At 64.0% G+C, this 21,357-nt stretch carries 22 protein-coding genes; 13 read left to right on the top strand and 9 right to left on the bottom strand.

Annotation, left to right across the window (positions count from 1 at the left end):
- Window positions 1-95: 95 nt before the first annotated feature.
- Window positions 96-2,003 carry an acyl-CoA synthetase gene (locus RAD04_RS29210; protein ID WP_461626569.1) on the bottom strand — a complete coding sequence of 636 codons (1,908 nt, stop codon included), beginning with the start codon at window positions 2,001-2,003 and terminating at the stop codon, window positions 96-98.
- A 248-nt stretch (window positions 2,004-2,251) separates the two neighbouring features.
- Between RAD04_RS29210 and RAD04_RS29215 the strand changes: the two genes are divergently transcribed.
- Window positions 2,252-3,331: a SecDF P1 head subdomain-containing protein gene (locus tag RAD04_RS29215; RefSeq protein WP_461626570.1), complete on the top strand. Its 1,080-nt coding sequence runs from the start codon at window positions 2,252-2,254 to the stop codon at window positions 3,329-3,331.
- A 251-nt stretch (window positions 3,332-3,582) separates the two neighbouring features.
- Window positions 3,583-4,389, top strand: a complete 807-nt coding sequence (locus tag RAD04_RS29220; RefSeq protein WP_461626571.1) for a Crp/Fnr family transcriptional regulator — start codon at window positions 3,583-3,585, stop codon at window positions 4,387-4,389.
- A 10-nt stretch (window positions 4,390-4,399) separates the two neighbouring features.
- Here RAD04_RS29220 and RAD04_RS29225 read toward each other — a convergent pair whose 3' ends face one another.
- Window positions 4,400-5,041, bottom strand: a complete 642-nt coding sequence (locus RAD04_RS29225; RefSeq protein ID WP_461626572.1) for a glutathione S-transferase family protein — start codon at window positions 5,039-5,041, stop codon at window positions 4,400-4,402.
- Window positions 5,042-5,283: 242 nt separating this feature from the next.
- Here RAD04_RS29225 and murI point away from each other — a divergent pair, with 242 nt between their 5' ends.
- The 6 genes from murI to RAD04_RS29255 all read left to right on the top strand — a co-directional run bounded on the left by murI (window position 5,284) and on the right by RAD04_RS29255 (window position 10,275).
- Complete coding sequence (murI, locus tag RAD04_RS29230; protein ID WP_461626573.1) at window positions 5,284-6,075, top strand: glutamate racemase; 792 nt, start codon at window positions 5,284-5,286, stop codon at window positions 6,073-6,075.
- Between the two features lie 61 nt (window positions 6,076-6,136).
- The gene (locus RAD04_RS29235; RefSeq protein ID WP_461626574.1) at window positions 6,137-6,910 is read left to right on the top strand and encodes an HpcH/HpaI aldolase family protein; all 774 of its coding nucleotides are present in this window, start codon (window positions 6,137-6,139) and stop codon (window positions 6,908-6,910) included.
- Between the two features lie 68 nt (window positions 6,911-6,978).
- Window positions 6,979-7,362, top strand: a complete 384-nt coding sequence (locus tag RAD04_RS29240; protein ID WP_461626575.1) for a cupin domain-containing protein — start codon at window positions 6,979-6,981, stop codon at window positions 7,360-7,362.
- 102 nt (window positions 7,363-7,464) lie between these two features.
- Window positions 7,465-8,232: an acyltransferase gene (locus RAD04_RS29245; protein ID WP_461626576.1), complete on the top strand. Its 768-nt coding sequence runs from the start codon at window positions 7,465-7,467 to the stop codon at window positions 8,230-8,232.
- A 269-nt stretch (window positions 8,233-8,501) separates the two neighbouring features.
- Window positions 8,502-9,119, top strand: a complete 618-nt coding sequence (rpsD, locus tag RAD04_RS29250) for a 30S ribosomal protein S4 (protein ID WP_018316575.1) — start codon at window positions 8,502-8,504, stop codon at window positions 9,117-9,119.
- An 88-nt stretch (window positions 9,120-9,207) separates the two neighbouring features.
- On the top strand, window positions 9,208-10,275 hold the full coding sequence (locus RAD04_RS29255) for a threonine aldolase family protein (RefSeq protein ID WP_461626577.1): 1,068 nt from the start codon (window positions 9,208-9,210) through the stop codon (window positions 10,273-10,275).
- On the opposite strand, the gene RAD04_RS29260 is transcribed toward RAD04_RS29255, so the two are convergent.
- Genes RAD04_RS29260 through grxD form a run of 4 tightly spaced genes read right to left on the bottom strand, consistent with a single transcriptional unit; the run spans window position 10,276 to window position 13,751 of the window.
- The gene (locus tag RAD04_RS29260) at window positions 10,276-11,535 is read right to left on the bottom strand and encodes a serine hydrolase domain-containing protein (RefSeq protein ID WP_461626578.1); all 1,260 of its coding nucleotides are present in this window, start codon (window positions 11,533-11,535) and stop codon (window positions 10,276-10,278) included. It lies immediately after the preceding gene.
- Window position 11,536: 1 nt separating this feature from the next.
- Window positions 11,537-12,823 (bottom strand): serine hydrolase domain-containing protein, encoded by a 1,287-nt coding sequence (locus RAD04_RS29265; protein ID WP_461626579.1) that lies wholly within the window; start codon window positions 12,821-12,823, stop codon window positions 11,537-11,539.
- Between the two features lie 46 nt (window positions 12,824-12,869).
- The gene (locus RAD04_RS29270; protein WP_461626580.1) at window positions 12,870-13,421 is read right to left on the bottom strand and encodes an O-acetyl-ADP-ribose deacetylase; all 552 of its coding nucleotides are present in this window, start codon (window positions 13,419-13,421) and stop codon (window positions 12,870-12,872) included.
- A 3-nt stretch (window positions 13,422-13,424) separates the two neighbouring features.
- Window positions 13,425-13,751: a Grx4 family monothiol glutaredoxin gene (gene grxD / locus RAD04_RS29275; RefSeq protein WP_018316580.1), complete on the bottom strand. Its 327-nt coding sequence runs from the start codon at window positions 13,749-13,751 to the stop codon at window positions 13,425-13,427.
- 239 nt (window positions 13,752-13,990) lie between these two features.
- On the opposite strand from grxD, the gene egtB reads away from it, so the two are divergent.
- Both egtB and egtD read left to right on the top strand, forming a co-directional pair.
- A complete protein-coding gene (egtB, locus tag RAD04_RS29280; protein ID WP_461626581.1) occupies window positions 13,991-15,286 on the top strand; it encodes an ergothioneine biosynthesis protein EgtB in 1,296 nt (431 codons plus the stop codon).
- A gap of 50 nt (window positions 15,287-15,336) precedes the next feature.
- Window positions 15,337-16,308: an L-histidine N(alpha)-methyltransferase gene (gene egtD, locus RAD04_RS29285; protein WP_461626582.1), complete on the top strand. Its 972-nt coding sequence runs from the start codon at window positions 15,337-15,339 to the stop codon at window positions 16,306-16,308.
- 236 nt (window positions 16,309-16,544) lie between these two features.
- Here egtD and RAD04_RS29290 read toward each other — a convergent pair whose 3' ends face one another.
- Complete coding sequence (locus RAD04_RS29290; protein WP_461626583.1) at window positions 16,545-17,738, bottom strand: low temperature requirement protein A; 1,194 nt, start codon at window positions 17,736-17,738, stop codon at window positions 16,545-16,547.
- A gap of 25 nt (window positions 17,739-17,763) precedes the next feature.
- The gene (locus tag RAD04_RS29295; protein ID WP_018316584.1) at window positions 17,764-18,000 is read right to left on the bottom strand and encodes a BolA family protein; all 237 of its coding nucleotides are present in this window, start codon (window positions 17,998-18,000) and stop codon (window positions 17,764-17,766) included.
- Between the two features lie 176 nt (window positions 18,001-18,176).
- Here RAD04_RS29295 and RAD04_RS29300 point away from each other — a divergent pair, with 176 nt between their 5' ends.
- A complete protein-coding gene (locus RAD04_RS29300) occupies window positions 18,177-18,536 on the top strand; it encodes a DUF427 domain-containing protein (protein WP_212251766.1) in 360 nt (119 codons plus the stop codon).
- Between the two features lie 100 nt (window positions 18,537-18,636).
- A complete protein-coding gene (locus tag RAD04_RS29305; RefSeq protein ID WP_461626584.1) occupies window positions 18,637-19,704 on the top strand; it encodes an alpha/beta fold hydrolase in 1,068 nt (355 codons plus the stop codon).
- 50 nt (window positions 19,705-19,754) lie between these two features.
- On the opposite strand, the gene RAD04_RS29310 is transcribed toward RAD04_RS29305, so the two are convergent.
- Window positions 19,755-19,928 (bottom strand): DUF1328 domain-containing protein, encoded by a 174-nt coding sequence (locus RAD04_RS29310; protein ID WP_007612121.1) that lies wholly within the window; start codon window positions 19,926-19,928, stop codon window positions 19,755-19,757.
- A 206-nt stretch (window positions 19,929-20,134) separates the two neighbouring features.
- On the opposite strand from RAD04_RS29310, the gene RAD04_RS29315 reads away from it, so the two are divergent.
- On the top strand, window positions 20,135-21,322 hold the full coding sequence (locus RAD04_RS29315) for an acyltransferase family protein (protein ID WP_461626664.1): 1,188 nt from the start codon (window positions 20,135-20,137) through the stop codon (window positions 21,320-21,322).
- Window positions 21,323-21,357 lie beyond the last annotated feature (35 nt).

The following is a 21,357-nucleotide window of genomic DNA, read 5'->3' on the forward strand; positions in this document are numbered from 1 at the left end:
ATTTCTGTCACACAAGCCGGTCTAACGGGGGTAAGGATAATGCGGCGAAGCGTCACCCTGGTTTTTCCAGGTGACGCCGCCGTCTGTCGGGGCCGCTACATTTGCACCACCTCGTGGCGCATCACGAAAGGTGCAAGCAGCGCGTGTACCTCGCTCGCAACCGCCTCGCGCTGCTCCGACGGCAGGCCGGCAAGGGTCACGGTGGCGATCGATCCGTGACTGCCATGGGCACCGACTTTAACCCTGCAATCGATGCCGCGCTCGACCAGCGGCGTGAGCACCTTGGTGAACACGCGCTCGGCCGCGTCCCAGCGCAACTGCGGCTTGAACACTTTGCCGACGCCGGTCACCGGCATCGGGTCGATCGGAATGACCTGCACCGGGACGGCGGCCCGCTCCGGCGTGCGCTCGCGAACCCAGGATTCCAGTTCGCCGGGCTCCACGGTCGCGCCGGGCTTCAGCTGCACGTATCCCACCGGCAGTTCGCCGGCATAGGCGTCGGGTTGGCCGACGACGGCGGCGAAGCCGACCGCGGGATGCCGGAACATGATCTCCTCGACCGGCGCGGGATCGATGTTATGGCCGCCACGGATCACGAGGTCCTTGGCGCGACCGGTGATCCAGAGATAGCCGTCTGCGTCGAGCCGGCCAAGGTCGCCGGAATTGACCCAGACGTCGTCGACGAAGGCGCCCTTGTTGTGCTCGTCGTTGAGATAGCCGCCGAACACGCCGGGCCCTGCCATGATGACGACGCCGATCTCATCAGGCGCGCAGTCGCGGATCAGGCGACCATCGGCATCGAGTTGCACGATGCGCACGCGCGCATAAGGCATGGGAAGGCCGACCGAGCCGAGCCGGATCGGCCGTGATGGATAGGCCAGCGTGTGCACGCTCGAAGTCTCGGTCATGCCGTAGACCTCGACCACTGGCAGCTTTAGCTTGTCCTGGATCGCCGAGCCGACCGCGACGGGGATCGCCGAGCCGCCACCGGCGGCATATTTGAGGCTGGAGATGTCGGCATCGCCTGGTGGCACCGCGAGCGTTGCGGCGAGCACCGTCGGCACGCTCGACAGCGCTTCCGGCTTGAAGCGCTCCACCAATTTCCAGATGTTCTTCACTGCACTCGGATTGCGCCAGCCGCTCGGCGACAGCACGACCAGCGAGCCGCCGCTCGACAGCATCGTCAGCACCTGTGTCAGCGATCCCCCGACGTGAAACAGCGGCATGCCGAACAGCAAATTGGCGCCGGGCTTCGCTCTCAGCAGCAGGTTGAGCGCCCATGCCTGATAGACCTGGTTGGTATGCGTGTGCCGCACCAGCTTGGGCATGCCGGTGGTGCCGCCGGTGTGGAAATAGGCCGCGATGTCGGCACCCGAAATCTTGCGCCCGCTGACAAGCCGATCCGATGGCTGCGGCTTGATCAGGTCGCTGAAAGCAAAGATGCCATTCGCCGGATCGCCGCCGCCGAACACTTGCACGATCGCCTTGAGGTGCTTGAGTTGCGGGCGGATCTGCTCGACCTTCTGCCAGATATCGGTACCCGGCATCGGCCCGAGCGCCACCAGGATCTTGGTGTTCGCAGCTTCCAGGATCTCCGCAATCTGGTGCGGCTCCAATAGCGGATTGACGGGATTGGCGATGCCGGCGGCCTCCGCGCCGAACAGCGTCACGAAGGCATCCGGCACCAGCGGCAGCATGAAGCTGATGACGTCGTCTTTCTCCGCGCCGAGCGCGTGAAACATGTTGGCAGCCTGCGTGACGCGCGCAATGAAATCGCGATAGGTGACCACCAGCGGCGTATCGGCGGGATCAGCGTTTTGCAGAAACTGGATCGCCGCACCGTCCGGATTGCGCGCCGCGCCCAATTTGATGGCGTCAAACGTGCTCTCGGCAGCGATGCGGTCCGCATAGGGGACCCGCTCGAACGCCCGGACCTCCTCGTCGGTCAAAAGATCCGGATAATCGTTGCCAATGAGCCGATCGAGCGCGTGGATGCCCACCATGGAATTCCGTCCTCCCTCAGATACATGTCCCCGCCCCCTGTCTTTTGACATTTTGGGTCGGCGAGGCCCCGACCGATGTCCGGCCGGGCGCGGACAGAATGATGGATGATTTGGCGTTCGTCCATTGCCAACGGGCCCGGCGATCGAACGTGACCTGAGCGGCGCTTGAACCTCCGCGGCTGATCCGGGGACCAAGAACTGGCACTGCATTCGCTCGCCAGCGCCCTGCCGCAAGACTTGAGGTCATCATGACGACGCCCCTGCGGAACCGCATCACATGGCTGATCGCCGCATTCGCCATCGCATCGACGATCACGCTGCCCCGCGCGGCGCTCGCCGCGGACGGCCAGCTCGACAAGATGCGCGCCAAGATCGCGGCATTCATCACCGACAAGATGGAGAAGCTGGGCGGATCGCGCATCATCTACAAGGCGGACAGTGACGCCTTGCGGGAGGCGGTCACCACGGATCTGCGCGACGACGTCTACAAGACCCTGCGCGAGGGCCGGATCGCCTTCTCCGGCCTTGCGATTCGTGATGGCGGCGTCGACGTCAAGATCGCGGACGCCAAGGGCCGCGAACTGCTCACGCGCAAGCTCGCCTCGGCGGCAGAGGGATTGCCCACGCACGCGCTCGCCGTGACCGACGCCGGAGACGGGCTGACCAGGCTTGCGCCGACCGATGCCGCATCCGCCGCACGGCTGCGCGATCTCGTCGAGGATTCCATCGCCATGATCGAGCAGCGCCTCAAGGACGCCGGCGTCACACTGGCCAGCGTCCAGCCCGAGGGAACCGACCGCATCCGCATCTTCCTGCCGGGCACGATGGAGCCCGAGCGCATCACCGCGATCTTCGCCAGGAAGGTCAAGGTCAGCTTCCGCCTGATCGATGTCACGATGTCGGCGGAGCAGGCGCAATCCGGCACGCCTCCGGCGGGCACGGAAGTCATGTTCGGCTTCAAGGACAAGCTTCCCTATCTCGTCAAGGCCAGCGCGCTCGACGGCGACGACATCAGCTACGCGGGATCGGGATTCACGAGCGGCACGAAGGAGCCGATCGCCTCGTTCCGCTTCAACGGCCGCGGTACGCGGCGCTTCGCTCACATCACCGCAGAGAACGTTGGAATGCCGTTCGCCATCGCGCTCGACGACAAGGTGATCTCCTCCCCCGTGATCCGCGAGCCCATCACCGGCGGCTCCGTCCAGATTTCCGGCAACTTCACCCTGGAAGAGGCCAACAGCGTCGCCATGCTGCTGCGCGCCGGCTCGCTGCCCGGACGTCTTGGCCTCGTCGAGCAGCAGGTCATCCAACCCGCCGCCAAGCCATAAGGCGAAGATCGTCAGACGCCCCGCCCGGGGCCATCCGGCCGCTCCGCGCCGCCGAAGCCCGCCCCGAATCACGGCCGTGTTGCGCCCGGACGCACAACCAACGGGCAATTGCCGAAACGCCCGATCAGGCTAAAATTTGCCTCTTGCGGCGTGACGGCCAAAGGCTTCATTTCAGGCGGCCGTCATTCGATTTCGGCTATACGTGTCGAGCATACCGACCAGGACTGAAAGCCTTACGCGGGGTTAGTACCATGCCGTCCGGCAGCGCAGACATTTCCTCGATCCTCGACCGCATTCTCGATGCGGCAACGGACAACCTCAGGATCGCGAAGATCCTGGTCCAGATGGGCCTGGATCCGAACAACGTCACCTATGACGCGATCTTCAATAGGCTCCTTGAGATCTTCGTCCACAACATCACGTTTGCTAATCTGTTCGCCGCGGTCGGCGCCGGTTTCTTCGTCGCCACCCTCTTGATGCGGACCATGGTGCCGCTGCGCGTTGCCAACATGATCGGCTGCGCGTTTTTTGCCGTTTTCGGCGCGCTCTCCGCCAACGTTGCGACGTTCCTGCTCTATCTGCTGCTGCTTCCGATCAACGCCCTGCGCCTGCGGCAGATGCTCAAGCTGGTCAAGAAGGCGCGCCATGCCGCCGAAGGCGACATGTCGATCGAATGGCTGAAGCCGTTCATGACCGAACGCAAATATCGCCACGGCGACACGCTGTTCAAGCTCGGCGATCCCGCCAAGGAGATGCTCCTCACCGTCACCGGCAAATTCCTGGTCAAGGAGATCAATGTCGAGATCGGGCCCGGAGCTCTGATGGGCGAGCTCGGCTTCCTGACACCGGACAACCGCCGCACCGGCACGATCGAATGCATCGAGGACGGTCAGGTGCTGACGATCACCTATGACCGGCTGCTCGAGATCTACTTCCAGGACCCGCAGTTCGGTTATTACTTCCTGGTTCTAACCAGCCAGCGCCTGCTGCAGAACATCGATCGTTTGCAGAAGCAGCTCGCCACGGAGCGGGCGGCGACGACGAACAGGATCGCGTGATCGCCGCTGCTCAGCCTAGCAGCAGCGCCATGCCGGGATCGCCCTTCTCCATCGCGCGCCGGTAGGCCGGGCGTGCACTGACGCGGCCGAGATATTTGACCACGTTCGGGCAGCGTTGGACATCATAGGGCTGGAAGTAGCGCATCGTCGTCAGCGAAAAGCCCGTCATGATGTCGGCGGTGGTGAAGACATTGCCCGCCAGATATTCGGCGTCGCGAAGGCGCGCGTCGAGGAGATCGTAGGAGCGATCGAGCCGTCCCTTCATGGCAAGCAGGGTCGGGTTGTCCTTTGCAAGATCGAGTCGATTCAGAATCATCATCCGCCCCATCCCGGGTTGCAACGTGCCATTGGCGAAGTGAAGCCAGTACAGGAACTGCGGGAAGGCGGGATCATTGGGGCCGAGCACCAGACGGCCGTTGCCGTACTTTGCGACGATGTAGTCGACGATGGCGCCGGACTCCGCGAGCACGAGATCGCCATCGGTTACGACGGGCGCTGCCCCGCTCGGGTGCAGCGCCTTGTACTCCGGCGGCGCCAGCATGGTGACGGGATCGCGGGCGTAGCGCTTCAGCTCGTAGTCAACCCCCAGCTCCTCGCACAGCCAGACGATGCGCTCGGACTGAGACTTGCCGAGATGATGGACGGTGAGCATGAGGCCTCCTGCAGCGGTCAGTTGAGCGCGTCGTGAAGACGCCTATAGCCTGCCATTGCCGGGGACGCATCTCGGTCTTGTGTCCCGGACGCAGCGCGGCGCCTCTTCGACGGTGCTGCAGAGCCGGGGCCCATCCAACCGGGTATGTCCTGTCCGCGGCGCGTCCAGCCTCCCCCCAAACGGCCCCGCCGCAAAATCGCCCTAAAAACCGAATGGTAACCATGACGGGCTAGGGTAATGACGTGACCAATCCTCCGACGATCCTGGTGTTCGATTCCGGCCTTGGCGGGCTCACGGTGCTCCGCGAGGTCGTGGCCGCGCGTCCGGACGCCCATTTCGCCTACGTCGCCGACGACGCCTTCTTTCCCTACGGCCACCACAGCGAGGACGAGATCATCGCCCGCGTCGTGCCGCTGATGGGGGAACTGATCGCCACGCATGACCCTGATATCATCGTCATCGCCTGCAACACGGCGTCCACCCTGGTCCTGTCCCACTTGCGCGCCGCTTATTCGGTGCCCTTCGTCGGCACGGTGCCGGCGATCAAGCCGGCCTGCGCGCAATCGAGGACCCGCCGCGTCTCGGTGCTCGGCACCAAGGGCACGGTGAAGCGCGAATACACCAAGGCCCTGATCCGCGATTTCGCGCAGGGCTGCGAGGTGACGCTGGTCGGCTCGCCCGAGCTAGCCTCGCTGGCTGAAGCTGAGCTCAGCGGCACCTCCGTCAGCGACGGCGACATCCTGGCCGAACTCGCCCCCTGCTTCGTCGGCGAAGACGCGGCCTCGCGCACCGACACCGTCGTGCTCGCCTGCACACATTATCCGCTGCTGCTCGACCGGCTGAAGCGGCTGGCGCCCTGGCCGGTCGACTGGATCGATCCCGCGCCGGCGATCGCCCGTCGCGTCTCGGATCTGCTCGGCCCGCGCATCGTCGGCATCGCACAGGCCGGCGCCGAGATGATCTTCACCTCGAACCGCGTGCACGGCCTTTCGGCCACGCTGACGCCGTTCTTCGGCGGCCGCGCGCTGGCCTGACTTTGCGCATCGGCGCCGCGCTGCTAGGTTTTGCCGTCGTCACCTCACCGCAGGCCTTTCCATGTCGGTCCAGACCCCGCCGCTCAACCGCCTCCGCCAATTGTGGCGCGATGGCCGCCCCGCTTTCGGCGCGATAGCGACCATCCCGAGCGTGCAGTTGGTGCAGATCATGGCGCGCTCGCTCGACTGGATCATCGTCGATCTCGAGCATGGACCGATCGGCCTCACTGAAGCGCACGGGATGATCGCCGCGACCACCGGCACGCCGTGCACGCCCCTGGTGCGGATCGCGGCGAATGAGCCGTGGCTTGCGAAAGCGCCGATGGACATCGGCGCCTTCGGCATCAACTTTCCGATGATCACGAACCGCACTGAGGCCGAGAAGGCAGTCCGCAGCGTGCGCTACCCGCCGCGCGGCGACCGGCTCTGGGGTCCGTTCCACGCCCCGTTCCGCTGGGGCCAGTCGATGCCGGACTACATGGCAAGCGCCGACGACGAGATGATCTGCATGATCACCATCGAGCATGTCGATGCCGTCAACCGCATCGACGAGATCATGGCGACGCCGGGCATCGACGTCGCGGTGATCGGCCCTGGCGATCTCGCCACCTCCATCAACAAGCGCGGCCAGATGGACGATCCGGAACTGCTGGAGCTGGTCGCGCGCGCCGAGGCCGGCATCCTCAGAAGCGGGGTGCCGGTCGGCGGCGTGGCCCGCACCGCCGACCAGGCCAACGCCCTGGTCGACCGCGGCTACCGCGCGATCGCGCTCGGCTTCGACTGGTCGCTGCTCCAGCGCGGCATCATGGCGGCGTTCGAGGGCATCAGGCGCTGAGCAGGCCGATTGCCGCCTTGCCGGGAACTGCGGCCCTGCTAGGGTCGGCCGCATCGGGAGGAAAAACCATGCTCAAGAAGACTTTGCTCGCTCTGACCTTTACCGGCCTTGCCGTCGCCGCCTTCGCCCAGCAGCCCGGCATCAAGCGCACCCCGCTTCAGAAGGTCGAATTTCCGGAGGGCTATAATACCATCACCGCCATTGCGGAGGTCCCGGCGGGCGGCGCGGCCGGACGCCATACCCATCCCGGAATTGAGACCGGTTATGTGCTGGAAGGCGAGCTCAATCTCCTCGTCGAGGGGCAGCCGGAGAAGACCCTGAAAGCCGGCGATTCCTACCAGATCCCGGCAGGCGTCGTGCACGACGCCAAGGCTCATGGCGAGAAGGCCATGAAAGTGCTGGGAGTTTACGTCGTCGACAAGACCAAGCCGCTGGCTTCGCCGGCTCCCTGACTGGTCGAACCGTTCAACCCCTGGCGGGTTGGTTCGTGCTAAAGGAACGGCGAGCGGGACCCGCTCGCTGCACATTTTTTCATCTGTGGGAACCGAAGACCGATGCGCGGGACGCCAAAGCCCATTTCGCTGCCGCGCCGCCTGATTTGCGACCTCATGCGCGCGTCGATGGACGTGCCGTTCGTTTCGCTTTCCCGTTCACTCAATATCCGCCCCTTGCTCGAGGCACGCGCCGGAGCTGCCGCGCCAGCGGGCTGGGCTGCGACCTTCGTCAAGGCGTTCGCCCTCGTCGCCAGGGACGAGCCGATCCTGCGCACCGTCTACGCCAAATGGCCCTGGCCGACGTTCTACGAATTGCCGAACAGCGTGGCGTCGGTGGCGATCGCCCGGGTCGAGGACGGCGAGGAATGCGTGATGCCGCAGCGAATCGCGGCCCCCGAGGCCATGGCGCTGGCCGCGGTCGATGCCGAGATCCGGCGCGGCAAGACGGCGCCGATCGCAGACGTCCCGATGTTCCGGAAGATCATGCGGGCAACCCGCCTGCCGCTGCCGCTGCGGCGCCTGTCCTGGGCGATCGGCCTCAATTTCGGCCGCCAGCGCGGCAACTGGTTCGGCAGCTTTGCGGTGAGCTCGGTGGCCGCCTATGGCGGCGGCGAGCTCCACCCGATCACGCCGGGCCCCTTCATCGTCAGCTACGGCCTGGTTGAGCCCGACCAGACCATTCATGTCGTGATCCGCTGGGACCACCGGGTTACCGATGCGGCCCCGATCGCCCGGGTCCTGACCCGGCTGGAACAGGTCCTGAACACTGAAATCGCTGGCGAATTGCGGGCGGCGGGATCAAAGCCGATAAGAGTGGTCGGGACATAAGCACCGGGGCGGGTCGCAGAGCCGAACCCGGAACCTCGAGATTCCGGGTCGATGCTGGCGCATCGCCCGGAATGACGGGCTAAACAATTGACAGCGAACCCCAAACTCCCCTAAAAGCCGCCTGCTCGCGGGCCGATTTCGGCCCGCGAAGCGTTTCGCGACCCGTGGTCCTCTCCCTTGAAGCTTTGGGGATCGGACCTGTCAGTGCCGGGCTAGCCCGTCACACAGGAGGGCGCGTTTCCTCAAACCATGTACCTGAAGAGGACGCGATGACTAAGCGCAGTGAGGCGAAGTACAAACTCGATCGCCGTATGGGCCAGAACATCTGGGGCCGCCCGAAGAGCCCCGTGAATCGCCGCGAATACGGCCCCGGCCAGCATGGCCAGCGCCGCAAGGGCAAGCTCTCGGACTTCGGCGTGCAGCTGCGCGCCAAGCAGAAGCTGAAGGGCTACTACGCCAACATCTCCGAGCGTCAGTTCCACGGCATCTATGTCGAGGCGAGCCGCCTCAAGGGTGACACGGGCGAGAACCTGATCGGCCTGCTGGAGCGTCGTCTCGACGCGGTCGTGTACCGCGCCAAGTTCGTCTCGACGATCTTCGCCGCGCGTCAGTTCATCAACCACGGCCACATCAAGGTGAACGGCCGCAAGGTCAACATCTCGAGCTATCAGCTCAAGGTCGGCGACGTGATCGAGGTCAAGGAAGCCTCCAAGCAGCTCGCCCATGTCCTCGAAGCCAGCCAGCTCCCCGAGCGCGACACTCCCGACTATCTCGAAGTCGATCACGGCAAGATGACCGCGAAGTACGTGCGCATCCCCGGCCTCTCCGACGTGCCGTTCCCGGTGCAGATGGAGCCCCATCTGGTCGTCGAATTCTATTCGCGCTAAGATCTGAATATCGAAAGGCCCCGGTTCGCCGGGGCCTTTTTGCTTAAGAGCCACAATTCAGTGGCCGCAATGCGTTAGGAGCCGTCGCATGCTCTACACCCCTCCCCCGATCGATCCCAAGGCGCCGCCGGTGCGCATCAATCTGCTCTCGGACACGCAGACCAAGCCGACGGCCGCGATGCGCGAGGCGATGGCGCGCGCAGAGGTCGGCGACGAGCAGGTCGGTGACGATCCGACCGTGAACGCGCTGTGCGAGCGCGTCGCCGCGCTGATGGGCAAGGAAGCCGCGGTCTACATGCCGTCGGGTACGATGTGCAATGTCACCGCGACGCTGGTGCATTGCCGTCCCGGCGACGAGATCCTGGCGCACGAGACCGCGCACATCATCGCCCGCGAAGGCGGCGCGCATGCCGCGATCGGCGGCTTCCAGGTCACCCAGCTGAAAGGTCCCGACGGCCAGTTCACGCCGGACACATTCCGGAAAGCCCTGCATCCACGCACGCGCTACCAGCCGCCGCAGACCGTCGTCAGCGTCGAGCAGACCGCCAATATCGGCGGCGGCACGATCTGGAAGAAGGCCGCGCTCGACGAGATCGTCGCGATCGCCAAGCAGCACGGCCTCGTCACCCACATGGACGGCGCGCGCCTGCTCAACGCCACCGTCGCCAGCGGCATCTCCCCGCGCGACATGACCGCCGGCTGGGACTCGGCCTGGATCGACTTCTCCAAAGGCCTGGGCGCGCCGATCGGTGGCGTGCTCGCGGGCTCGCGCGCCTTCATCGATGCGGTCTGGCAGTGGAAGCAGCGCCTCGGCGGATCGATGCGGCAGGCCGGCATCTGCGCAGCCGCCTGCATCTACGCGCTCGACCATCACGTCGACCGCCTCGCCGACGACCACGCCAATGCGCGCGCGCTCGCCCGCGGGCTGTCGCAGATCCCCGGAATCGAGGTGCAGGAGCCCGAGACCAATCTCGTGTTCTTCAAGCCGGACGGCGCCGGCATTGCTGGCGACAAGATGGTTGCGGCGCTGCGCCAGCGCGGCGTGACGCTTGCGATGATGGACGGCCGCATCCGCGCCTGCACCCATCTCGACGTGAATGCGGCCCAGATCGAGGAGACGATCGGGTACGTCAGAGAGATCGTGCGCGGGGCGTGATCACCGCCCCATCGCCTGATAGATCAGCGTCTTCAACGCCAGCTGGATCCGGCCGCGTTGCGACGGGGTCTGCACCATGAAGATCCCGAACAGATCGTCTTCGGGGTCGATGAAGAAGAAGGTGCCGCCGACGCCGTCCCAGCGATATTCGCCAAGCGGCCATGACGTCCCCGGTGGCACCGAGGTGCGCACCGCAAAGCCGAGGCCGAACCCAGAGCTGCCGCCCGGATAATAGTTCTGATCGCGCGCGATCTTCGTTTCCGGCCCGATGTGATCCGACGCCATCAGCGCGATGGTCTCGGGCTTGAGATAGCGCCGGCCTTCATAGCTGCCGCCATTCAGCAGCATCTGCGCGAAGCGGGCGTAGTCGCCGACTGTGCCGACCATCCCCCCGCCGCCCGATTCCCACTTCACCGGCCGCCTGATATCGCGAACCTGCGTCGTCGGATTGATGTTGCGATCCTCCGGCATCGGCTCGGCAATGCGCGGGAATTTAGCGGGATCGGCGACGAAGAATGCCGTCTCGGTCATGCCGAGCGGATCGAGCAGCCGTTCCCTCTCGAACTGGAGCAGCGTCTTTCCCGAGATCACCTCGACGACGCGGCCGAGCACGTCGGTGGAGAAGCCGTAGTCCCACACCGTGCCCGGCTGCTCGACCAGCGGCAGCGTGGCGATTTTCGCGGCGAAGTCGGCATTGCTGAGATTGCTGTTGAAGAGATTGGCTTCGGCATAGAGCTCGCGCACTGCGCCGCCGCCATGATAGCCGTAAGGCAGCCCCGAGGTATGGCGCAAGAGGTCCTTGATCGTGACGGGACGCTCCAGCGGCTCCAGCGCCAGAGCGACCTTGCTATCCGCGGCCTTCTTCTCCACGCCAACCTTCATGCCGGCGAAAGCAGGAATGTATTTCGAGACCGGATCGTCGAGCGCGAGCTTGCCCTCCTCGACCAGCATCATCGCCATGACTGATGTGATCGGCTTCGACATCGAATAGAGACGGAAGATCGTGTCCGCGCTCATCGAACTCTCGGTCGCGACATCGCGAACGCCGAAATTCTCGTAATAGACCGGCTTGCCATGCTGCTGGAGCAGCAGAATGGCGCCGGGAATCTTGCCGGTGGCGATCTCGTTCCGGATGTAGTCGGAAACCTTTGCCAGGCCCTCGGGCGAGAAGTTGCGCGCGGCGCGCTCGGAGCTCGCCTGCGCACTCACGGCAGCAAACAGAAAGGCGAGCGCCGCGATCAGCGCGCGACGCCCGTTCATGTCACTTCTCCATGGCTTCATAGACCAGCTGCTTCAATGTCCGCTGCACGCGCTGACGCTCGGTCGGGGTCTGTTCCAGCAGCACGAAGAACATGTCCTGCTTGGGATCGATCACGAAATAGCAGCCGGAGGCGCCGTCCCATTTCAACTCGCCGAGATTGCCGGGCGGCGGCGGTTTGGCGTTGCCGGGATCGGTGCGCACCGCGAGCCCGAGGCCGAAGCCGAAACCGTCGCCGGGGAAATAGAAATAGTCGCGGTCGACGCCTGATTTGGGGCCGAGCTGATCGGTCGTCATCAGCTTGAACGTCTCAGGCTTGAGAATGGTCTTGCCGTCGAGGCTGCCGCCGTTGAGCAGCATCTGCGCGAAGCGCTCATAATCGGCCATGGTCGTCACCATGCCACCGCTGGCGAACTGCATCTTCTTGGCCACGGTCGGATCGTTGATCCGGCCAACGCGGAAGTCGGCGTCGTTCGGCACCGGCTGCGCCAGAAGCTTCTGCTTCTCGGGAGCGGTGACGAAAAAGCCGGTGTCGACCATGCCGAGCGGATCGAGCAGCTTCTCCCGCATGATGTCGATCAGCGGTTTGCCGGCTGCGATCTCCATCACGCGTGCCAGCACGTCGGTGGAATGGCCGTACTGCCAGAGCGCGCCCGGCTGGTTGTGCAGCGGCAGTTTTGCGATGCGCTCGGCGAACTCGGCGAGGTCGAAATCGCCTGCGTAGATGTTGGCATCGCGATAGGCCTTGCGGACCAGGCTGTCGCCATAGAAGCCATAGGTGATGCCCGAGGTGTGCGTCATCAAATCGTGCACCGTCATCGGCCGGTTCGGCGGCACCAGCTCGAGCGACTTGGTGCCGTCCTCCGCCTTCTTCTCGACGCCGACCTTCACGTTGGCGAAGGACGGAATGTACTTCGAGACGGGATCATCCAACTTGATCTTGCCGTCCTCGACCAATTGCATCGCGACCACCGAAGTGATCGCCTTGGACATCGAGAACAGGCGGAAGATCGTCTTGTCCGTAATCGGCGCCTTGCTGACCACGTCCTGCACGCCGAAGGCTTCGTGGTAGACCGGCTTGCCATGCTGCCGGATCAGCACGGTCGCGCCGGCGATCTTGCCGGTCGCAACCTCGTTCTTGAAGAATTCGCTGATCTTGCCGAGCTTGTCCTGATTGAAATGCGCACCGGCCGGAATCTCGTAGGTGCCTTCCGCTCGCGCCAGCGACATCGCGCCGAGCGACACCAGCACGCCGCAGACCAGCGCACGCAGTCCAGACTGTGAAATCATATCCCCTCCCCGGAACATGGTCCGGCGGAGTGTACCGACCGCGTCATCAGGCACAAGGGCCGGCGTGTTGCGCAAGTGCCTCGGCATGGAGCTTGGCGCTCGGCTCGGCGAAGCAGCAGAACACCACGCGAGCCACGGACGGCGCCACAGCGAGCCCTTCGATTGTGGTACGAACGGCGATATCGGCGGCCCGGTCGGCTGGAAAGCGGAAAATGCCGGTCGAAATCGCGGGAAATGCCACCGAGGTCAGCTTGTGCTTCCCGCACAGCTCCATCGAGCGGCGATAACAGGACGCGAGCAGATCGTCCTCTCCGAGCGTGCCGCCATTCCAGACCGGCCCGACGGTGTGGATCACATGGGCAGCCTTGAGCCGGTAGCCTTTGGTGATCTTGGCATCACCTGTCTTGCAGCCGTGGAGCATGCGGCATTCGGCGACCAGATCGGGCCCTGCCGCCCGATGGATCGCACCATCCACGCCGCCCCCACCAAGGAGCGACGTGTTGGCCGCGTTGACGATGGCATCAACGCTCAGTGTGGTGATGTCTGCGACAATGACCTCGAGCTCGGCGCCGCCAATCCGGCGCGTCAGCCGGGTCACCTATCAGGCCGCGACGACGACGCCCTTCTCGGTGAAAAGCTGCTGCAATTCACCGGCCTGGAACATCTCGCGGACGATGTCGCAGCCACCGACGAACTCGCCCTTCACATAGAGCTGCGGGATGGTCGGCCAGTTGGAGAAGGTCTTGATGCCGTTGCGCAGTTCGGCGGATTCGAGAACGTTGAGGCCCTTATAGCCGACGCCGATATGGTCGAGGATCTGGACGACCTGGCCGGAGAAACCGCACTGCGGAAATTGCGGCGTGCCCTTCATGAACAGAACCACGTCGTTCGACTTCACTTCGTTGGCGATGAATTCCTCGATGCTCATTTCCGTGTCCTTCTGGGGCGGAGCCCTCACCAATCAATTCGGGCTGGCTCCGTCGATCTAACCCGATACCTGCCTATATATGTAGCCCAAACCGTTGTGCATCCAAAGTAAAATGGCGGCGACACGCCCCGCTGGCCGGTTTGTCCCCCAGCCGGATCCATAGGCTGATGACATCAATATCATCGCCTGGGAGGACTTTCATACCGTAACGGAGCCCCTATCTAGGACGAACCCAGGTTTTGGAACCGGGCAACGCCAACAACGTTCTCTTGTCCTGTCTGGAGAAAAACGTGACGAAACAAGCCTCCGCTACGGCCGCCCCCTCGCTTTCGTCACTGTCCTCTGCCGGTAATCTCGCCCAGCGGCTGGAAGACGCCTTTCTTGCCGTCCGCAACGAGACCGAGCGCCGGGCCGCGCCGCTGTCGCCGGAGGACCAGCAGATCCAATCCATGCCGGATGCGAGCCCGACGAAATGGCACCGCGCCCATACCACGTGGTTCTGGGAGCAATTTTTGCTCGGCGAGCACGCGGCCAGCTACCGGCCCTTCCACCCGGATTTCGCGTTCCTGTTCAATTCCTATTACGTCAGCGCCGGCCCGCGTCATGCCCGCAATCATCGCGGTGATATCACCCGTCCCGGCGCAAACGAGGTCGGCGTCTATCGCAACTATGTCGATGCGGCCGTCGTCAAATTCTTCCGCGAGGCTGGGGAAGACAAGCTTCGCTCGATCGCACCGCTGGTCGAGGTCGGGCTCAACCACGAGCAGCAACACCAGGAATTGATGTTCACCGACATCCTGCACGCCTTCGCGCAGAACCCGGTCTATCCGGCCTACGACCCGGACTGGCGCTTCCCGGCCGCGACGCGCGCCGCCGATGACTGGCTGACGCTGAACGAGGGCATCCACACCGTCGGCCATGTCGACGACAGCTTTCATTTCGACAACGAGAAGCCCGCGCATCGCGCCCTCGTCGGCCCGGTCAAGGTCGCCCGCAATCTGGTCACCAATACCGAATGGCTCGCCTTCATGCAGGACGGCGGGTACCGGACCGCAACGCTGTGGCTGATGGACGGCTTTGCCGCGGCCAGCCAGGAAGACTGGCAGGCCCCGGGTCACTGGCGCGAGATCGATGGCCAGTGGCACGTGATGACGCTGGCCGGTGTGAAGCCGGTCGACCCCACCGCGCCGGTCTGTCATATCAGCTACTACGAGGCCGACGCCTTCGCGCGCTGGGCCGGCAGACATCTGCCGACCGAGATGGAGTGGGAGGTCGCGGCCCGCGCCGGCCAACTCAACGACGCCTTCGGCATCGTCTGGCAGTGGACCCGCAGCTCGTACGCGCCCTATCCCGGCTACCGGGCCATCGAAGGCGCGCTCGGCGAGTACAACGGCAAGTTCATGGTCAACCAGCTGGTGCTGCGAGGCTCCTCGCTTGCAACTCCGGAAGGCCACAGCCGTATCACCTATCGCAACTTCTTTTATCCGCACCACCGCTGGCAGTTCACCGGACTGCGGCTCGCCGATTACGACTAGTTCTCATCCGACGACAAATGCGCGCCGGACAGCGCGTTCAGGAGAGTATCATGAATGTGCACGCCAGCGCTTTGGCCGAAGCCCATCTTCCCGACGAGCAGACCACCGCCTTCGCCCGCGAGGCGATCAAGGACCTCTCGCAGCAGCCAAAAACACTGTCGCCGAAATATTTCTACGACGCGACCGGATCGGAGCTATTCGAGGCGATCACGCGGCTGCCGGAATATTATCCGACGCGGACCGAGCTCTCGATCCTGAAGGATCGTGGCAGCGAGATCGCGAAGATCATTCCGGAGCATGCCGCGCTGGTCGAGTTCGGCGCCGGCGCGACCACGAAGGTTCGTCTGTTGCTCAACCAGTGCAGGTTCGCAGCCTATGTCCCCGTCGACATCTCCGGTGACTTCCTCAAGGCGCAGGCGAACGGCCTGAAGCGCGACTTCCCGTCGCTCGGCATCTATCCGGTGACCGCCGATTTCACCACGCCGTTCGAGCTGCCCAAGCAGGTCGCATCCATGCCCAAGGTCGGATTCTTCCCGGGCTCGACCATCGGCAATTTCGAGCCGCATGAAGCCCAGGCGTTCCTGAAGAGCGCACGCGCGATCCTCGGCCGCGGCGCGCAGATGATCATCGGCGCCGACCTCGAGAAGGACGAGCGCGTGCTGTTCGATGCCTACAACGACGCCGCCGGAATCACCGCACGCTTCAACCTCAATGTTCTGGTGCGGATCAACCGCGAGCTTGGTGGCAATTTCGACCTCTCCGCATTCACCCACCGCGCGATCTATAACCGCGAGCGTCACCGCATCGAGATGCACCTGATCAGCAAGAAGAGCCAGACCGTGCGCCTGCTCGGTACCAGCTTCTCGTTCCGCCCCGGCGAGAGCATCCACACCGAGAACAGCTACAAATACAGCGTCGAGCGTTTCGCTGCGCTGGCACAGGGCGCCGGCTGGCGCGTCCGCGAGAGCTGGACGGATGCGGCGAAGATGTTCTCGGTGCATGCGCTGGAGGTGGCGGAGTAGACGCTCAGGCGGTTATCCGCGAGAGCGCTTTCCCCGCAGCGCATCCTTCGAGACGCCCGCTTAGACGGCCTGCTCAGATGAGGACGGAGTGCGTGGCAGGCAGTTTCAACGAGCGCCGACGCCAAATAGCCTCATCCTGTGAGGAGACCGCCACCGGGTCCGCGCAAAGCGCGGCCCGATGACAGGCTCCGCGGTCGTCTCGAAGGACGAGGCGCTTGCTCAGGCCGCTCCGCAGTTCAATGTTCCTTGGCCTCTTCTCTGTCCGCCCCCAGCGACACCGACTCCCACACCGCGACGATGATCATGATCACCGTCGAAGCGACCGACAGCCAGAGCGGCGGGAGGTCGGCGGCAAACCACCACAGCACCGCGAGCGCGATGATGCCGACGCCGTGCGAGAGCTGGAGGAAGCCGCGGATCGCGTGCTTGAACAGGATGGTGCCGATCAGGAACACCAGCGGCCCGCCGATCGTGCTCAGAACCGTCCTCATATCGGAATGGCCGGTCGGGTGCTTCAGCACCAGCTCGTCCGAGACCGCGGTCAGGATGATGCCGGCGATGATCGGCGTGTGCAGATAGGTATAGGCGAGCCGCGCCAGGCGGCCGGATTCGGCGGACTTCGAGATCCGCTCGGAGCCGGCCTCGGCGCCCTTGTGGAAATAGACCCACCACATCGCGATGGCGCCGACCAGTGCAGAGACGAAGGCCATGATGTTGTCCACAGTCCAGTCCAACTCGGCAAAGGTCGCGCCGTTGACGACGACGGCTTCGCCGAGCGCGATGATGACGAACAGCGAGCAACGCTCGGCCATGTGGCCGCCCTCGACGGCCCAGGCCTCAACCGACGAGAAGCCGAGCTTCGGAACCCAGAAGCGTGCCGCCGGCGAGACGTACTCCCAGGCGACTGCCGCAATCCACAGCCATAGCCGCGTCTCGCCTTCGGACAGGCCGCCTGCGATCCACAACACCGCGGAGATCGCGAGCCAGGTTAGAATGCGGATCGCGTTGTGGCGGACCGCGGTTCGATGCCGCGGCGTCGCGAACAGCCAGAAGGCCGTGCGCCCGATTTGCATCGCCGCGTAAGCGATCGCAAACCACAGACCCCGCCCCTCGAAGGCGGTCGGGATCGTCGTTGACAGCACAAGCCCGCCCAGCATCATCAAAAAGAGCATGATGCGGACCGGCGTCAGCTCGGGATTGAGCCAGTTGGTGACCCAGGCGGTGAAGACCCACACCCACCACACAGCGAGAAACAGCACCGTGACCTGCACCGCGCCGAGCGACGTGAAATGGTGCAGCAGCGTATGCGACACCTGCGTGATGGCGAAGACGAAGACGAGGTCGAAGAACAGCTCGACATTGGTGACGCGGCTGTGCTGGTTCGGCACGATGACGCGAAACATCGCGCCGCGAGAATTGTCCGCAGCCATCGTCGTCTCCCGTCGCGCGATCAGGTCAGGCGCCCGGCACGCCGGTTTGCAGCGCCAGCGCGTGCAGCACGCCGCCCATCTGGCCGCGCAGGGACTGATAGACGATCTGGTGCTGCTGGACGCGGGATTTGCCGCGGAAGGATTCCGAGATCACGGTCGCGGCATAGTGGTCGCCGTCGCCGGCGAGGTCACGGATGGTCACCTCGGCATCGGGGATCGCTGCCTTGATCATCGCCTCGATATCGTGGGCGTCCATGGGCATTCGGGTCTCGCTCCTTCTGGTCTCGAATCGCTGCCGGGGTCCCCTCTCCGGCAGGGCCAAACTTAGCGTGAACGGACTTCTGCGTCACGCTTTCCGGCACTATATCCATGATCCCATCAGGATAAAGGCACGACAAAGTGCCGCGCGCGGCAGATTGATCGAAAAGGCGTGAAATCATGAAGCTTCCAGGGCCCGACCATCCCATCACCATCACCCAAAATCCCCGGCGGGTCCGTGTGACCGCGGGCGACATCGTGATCGCCGAGACCAGCAAGGCGCTGACGCTGAAGGAGGCCAAATATCCAGCGGTGCAATATGTGCCGCGGGAGGACACCAACATGGCCCTGCTGGCGCGCACCGACCGCGTCACCCACTGCCCCTACAAGGGGGATGCGAGCTATTACAGCGTCAAGGCCGACGGCAAGGTGCTGGACAACGCGATCTGGACCTACGAGACGCCCTTTCCCGCGATGAGCGAGATTTCCGGCCATCTCGCCTTCTATCCGGATAAGGTGAAGATCGAGGAAGTGGGGTAGGCGCACGCGCTGTGACGCCGGGGCGATCCTGGATCGCCTCCTTCCAGTCGACACAAGGCACGAGATGCCGCGCCGGGCCACAAGACTGATTGGGGTCTCGTTGCTGGGATTGTCCGGCATTTTTGTTGTGCTCGCTGCTGCCGGGCTGGGTTTTCGTGCCTATCGTCAGCACCTGGCTGCCCAAACTCTCGCGATCCGCTCTCCTGCCGGCGTGCAGGAGGGAGAGTTCATCGAGATCGGCGGCATCAAGCAATGGATTCAAATCCGCGGTGAGGATCGGGATAACCCGGTTCTCCTGTTCGTCCACGGCGGCCCTGGCGGCTCTACCCTGCCGATCTCGTCGGGCTGGCGCCCCTGGGAAGAGCATTTCACCGTTGTCCAATGGGACCAGCGCGGCACCGGCCGCACCTTTGGCGCGGCTGGAGACGCGCTCGCCCCCACGATGACACTGGAGCGGATGACGCAAGACGGCATCGAACTGGCCGAGTACCTGCGCACGCATTTGCACAAGGACAAGATCGTCCTGGTCGGGCATTCCTGGGGCTCATTCCTGGGAATTCGAATGGCGAAGCAACGTCCGGATCTGTTCTCGGCCTATGTCGGCACAGGCCAGGTGGTCGGCAGGGCGACCTTCGAGAAGGCCTTCGAACTCACGATCGCGCGTCTGCAACGGCTTGCGGCAGTGGCCACCAACAAGGAGGCTCTGGCCGAATTAGCGCCGATCGCTTCGCGGCCGGTCCTCACTCCGGAGAATCGCCTGATTGCGGACAAATGGAGCAATGTGCTGGGTCTGCCGCTCGCCGACGGCTTCCAGCCGGCCGGTCCCATCCCGCCGCTCTTCATGCCGGACGTCTCGCTGCTTGATCTGTACAATTGGCGGAAGGGCGCCGCCTTCTCCGCAAAGTATTTGACGGGACGGAACGGGCCGATGTTTCAGAGCGACACGGCCTCGCTCGGATTCGAGTTTTCAATACCCATGTTCTTCATTGAGGGCGATGCAGACGCCGTGACGCCGGGAGGACCTGCCGAGCAGTTTTTCCACCTGATCACGGCCCCGCACAAGGAATTCGTCTGGGTTCGCGGCGGGGACCATTTCATTCCGTTCGATCGCCCCGATGAGTTCTTGGCGGAGCTGATGGCTCGCATAAGACCGTTCGCAAGCCATTGACGGCCTGCGCCTGGGAGCCGGCGCCCTGTTCCGGTCCGACCTACTGCCCGCTACGCCCTGAAGATCGTCAGCCCTAATATCAGCAGCACCAGGAAGATCACGACGAAGACGTAGAACAGGAAGCGCGCGATATCGGCGGAGGCGGCCGAAATGCCGGTGAAGCCGAGCACGCCGGCCACGATCGAGACAAGTAGGAAGATCAACGCCCATTTCAGGATCGTCATTGCCAGCTCCGAATTGCGCCGCTTGTCGCGGCCGTCAGCCCTTCCCTTCGGCGGACGCTAACTTCGCTGCGCGGAACTGGTTCCTACGGGTGTCAGGACCCAAGTCGGGGTCAAGTGGGGGCTCAACTACGGCGCAAACGAGCCTTGCTGAATCCGGCTCGCGGCGGCACAGTCCGGTCCCGGGGCAGGAGTGCGGGGCGACCAAGATGACGATGGCAGATTCAGCGACGATCGGCGCGGAGGTACATGCCGCGCCGAAGAGCAAGGCGCGCAATTTGGCGATTGATCGCGCCCGCACCTTCCTGACTCTGGTGGTGCTGCTGCATCACGCGGTGATCCCCTATACTTATTTCGGTCATACCGATCCGAAGTACTTCTTCGGCTTCGACATGATCGTGCTCGCCACCGACAGTTTCTTCATGGCGATGTTCTTCTTCCTGTCGGGACTGTTCGCCTGGTCTGGCATCGCCCGGAAGGGAGCACGGAGCTATTTGGCAGATCGCCTGCTTCGGCTTGGCTTACCCTTCGCGATCTGCGCCCTTACGGTCATTCCGCTCGCCTACTACGCGATTTCCGTGCGGCAGCATCCCGAGATCGGCTTTTCGGAATTCTGGTGGAATATGGTCACGAAGGGCCCGTGGCCGAGCGGGCCGATTTGGTTCCTTTGGGTCTTGTTCGCTTTCGACCTGGTTGCCTGCCTGCTGCACCGGCTGTCGCCCAATCTGCTCGATCCGATCAATCGCCTCTCGCTACACGGTCGCCGTCGGCCCGCCGTGTTCTTCGCGGTCATGCTTACCGTCACCGCGGCGTTCTACATTCCCGGGAGGGTTCACTTCGGACCAAGCAGTTGGTTCGAGTTCGGGCCGTTCTCGGTCCAGCACGGGCGCGTGATGCTCTACGCGACCTACTTCTTTTTCGGTGCAGGCATCGGCGTTGCGCAAATGGATCGCGGGCTGCTCGCTGTGGACGGCCGGATGGCAAAGGTCAGCTGGGACTGGATGGTGCTGGCGATCGTTCCGTATTGCCTCTTGTGGGTGCTGATCTTCATCAAGCGCGAAATACTGGGCAACCCGTCGCCGTTGCCGGACTGGTATGAAGCGCTCTATGCCATCTGCTTCACTGTCTTCAGCGTGGCCATCATGTTTCTGATCCTGGCCTTTTTCCAGAGGTTCAGGCAATCAGGCTCAGCCAAGCTGCTCGATCCAATGCAGAGCGACGCGTTCGGCATGTTCCTGGTGCACTATCCGATCGCACTGTGGCTGCAGTATTGGCTGTTCGACTATGACCTGCCGGCGATCGTCAAGGCCACGATCGGATTTGTACTGACAGTCATGGCGAGCTGGGCGCTGACGCGAGCGTTGCGGCAGATCCCGGGCGCGACGAAGGTGCTTTGAGGAAGCGGCACGGCCTCCTATCGTCGTTGCGAGCG

Source organism: Bradyrhizobium sp. 25ACV (genome assembly GCF_054863005.1).

Excerpts from the sequence above, each read along its gene's own strand:
- RAD04_RS29210 (WP_461626569.1), bottom strand. The coding sequence starts at position 2,003 with ATGGTGGGCATCCACGCGCTCGATCGGCTCATTGGCAACGATTATCCG.
- RAD04_RS29215 (WP_461626570.1), top strand. The coding sequence starts at position 2,252 with ATGACGACGCCCCTGCGGAACCGCATCACATGGCTGATCGCCGCATTC.
- RAD04_RS29220 (WP_461626571.1), top strand. The coding sequence starts at position 3,583 with ATGCCGTCCGGCAGCGCAGACATTTCCTCGATCCTCGACCGCATTCTC.
- RAD04_RS29225 (WP_461626572.1), bottom strand. The coding sequence starts at position 5,041 with ATGCTCACCGTCCATCATCTCGGCAAGTCTCAGTCCGAGCGCATCGTC.
- RAD04_RS29235 (WP_461626574.1), top strand. The coding sequence starts at position 6,137 with ATGTCGGTCCAGACCCCGCCGCTCAACCGCCTCCGCCAATTGTGGCGC.
- RAD04_RS29240 (WP_461626575.1), top strand. The coding sequence starts at position 6,979 with ATGCTCAAGAAGACTTTGCTCGCTCTGACCTTTACCGGCCTTGCCGTC.
- RAD04_RS29245 (WP_461626576.1), top strand. The coding sequence starts at position 7,465 with ATGCGCGGGACGCCAAAGCCCATTTCGCTGCCGCGCCGCCTGATTTGC.
- rpsD (WP_018316575.1), top strand. The coding sequence starts at position 8,502 with ATGACTAAGCGCAGTGAGGCGAAGTACAAACTCGATCGCCGTATGGGC.
- RAD04_RS29255 (WP_461626577.1), top strand. The coding sequence starts at position 9,208 with ATGCTCTACACCCCTCCCCCGATCGATCCCAAGGCGCCGCCGGTGCGC.
- RAD04_RS29260 (WP_461626578.1), bottom strand. The coding sequence starts at position 11,535 with ATGAACGGGCGTCGCGCGCTGATCGCGGCGCTCGCCTTTCTGTTTGCT.
- RAD04_RS29265 (WP_461626579.1), bottom strand. The coding sequence starts at position 12,823 with ATGATTTCACAGTCTGGACTGCGTGCGCTGGTCTGCGGCGTGCTGGTG.
- grxD (WP_018316580.1), bottom strand. The coding sequence starts at position 13,751 with ATGAGCATCGAGGAATTCATCGCCAACGAAGTGAAGTCGAACGACGTG.
- egtD (WP_461626582.1), top strand. The coding sequence starts at position 15,337 with ATGAATGTGCACGCCAGCGCTTTGGCCGAAGCCCATCTTCCCGACGAG.
- RAD04_RS29290 (WP_461626583.1), bottom strand. The coding sequence starts at position 17,738 with ATGGCTGCGGACAATTCTCGCGGCGCGATGTTTCGCGTCATCGTGCCG.
- RAD04_RS29295 (WP_018316584.1), bottom strand. The coding sequence starts at position 18,000 with ATGCCCATGGACGCCCACGATATCGAGGCGATGATCAAGGCAGCGATC.
- RAD04_RS29300 (WP_212251766.1), top strand. The coding sequence starts at position 18,177 with ATGAAGCTTCCAGGGCCCGACCATCCCATCACCATCACCCAAAATCCC.
- RAD04_RS29310 (WP_007612121.1), bottom strand. The coding sequence starts at position 19,928 with ATGACGATCCTGAAATGGGCGTTGATCTTCCTACTTGTCTCGATCGTG.
- RAD04_RS29315 (WP_461626664.1), top strand. The coding sequence starts at position 20,135 with ATGACGATGGCAGATTCAGCGACGATCGGCGCGGAGGTACATGCCGCG.